At 43.2% G+C, this 812-nt stretch carries 1 protein-coding gene; it reads left to right on the top strand.

Going from position 1 to position 812, the window contains the following annotated elements; all coding sequences use genetic code 11:
• The first annotated feature begins 231 nt into the window (after positions 1-231).
• Positions 232-792, top strand: a complete 561-nt coding sequence (locus M3P05_RS20530; RefSeq protein WP_249702003.1) for a hypothetical protein — start codon at positions 232-234, stop codon at positions 790-792.
• Positions 793-812 lie beyond the last annotated feature (20 nt).

Raw genomic sequence — 812 nt, 5'->3', positions numbered from 1 at the left:
ATACAAAAGTATCTTTATGTGTTGCAGCTAACGCCTGCTTCAGCCGCGCCGCCGCAGGCGGCGTCGGGTGAGCGAAGCGAACGAACTGGAAGCATTTGTTAGATGCGCTTACCACAATGTCACCTTAGATATGAACTAAATAGTAATTAAAACTGCCTATAGAATTAATATGTAATTCTTTTTTTGATAAGAGAGGAGTGCATGGACCCAGCAAGATTTACGGCTAGTCGAGTGAGTTTTAACAATACTGCCGGGGACGGTGAGCCTATATCCAGTGCTGCTTGTGCTTTTGGTATGCATGTATCTAAAGCTGAAGCTGAAAATTCCTTGGCAAAGGCCAAAAAAGAATTTTCTGATTATGGCGTAAGCCAAGATCCAAAGCTACTGAGTGCCGCTTGGACTGATGTTTGGACTGCTATTGAAGATGGCTCTAAACATGTCGAGATCGAAGCCAGAGCATTTATGCCTTCTCTTGCCTTGGCAAAGGCCAAAAAAGAATTTTCTGATTATGGCGTAAGCCAAGATCCAAAGCTATTGAGTGCCGCTTGGACTGATGTTTGGATTGCTATTGAAGATGGCTCTAAACATGTCGAGATCGAAGCCAGAGCATTTATGTCTTCTCTTGCCTTGGCAAAGGCCAAAAAAGAATTTTCTGATTATGGCGTAAGCCAAGATCCAAAGCTATTGAGTGCCGCTTGGACTGATGTTTGGACTGCTATTGAAGATGGCTCTAAACATGTCGAGACCGAAGCTAGGCGTCTTATGGAAAAAATTGAGCCACATCGTAAATAGTATCGTTACTGAATAAGCAT

This window comes from Parendozoicomonas callyspongiae, from assembly GCF_023502345.1.
Classification (GTDB): Bacteria; Pseudomonadota; Gammaproteobacteria; order Pseudomonadales; family Endozoicomonadaceae; genus Sansalvadorimonas; species Sansalvadorimonas callyspongiae.
Note: the sequence above shows the minus strand (reverse complement) of the source record. Positions and strands in the feature narration are given on the sequence as shown.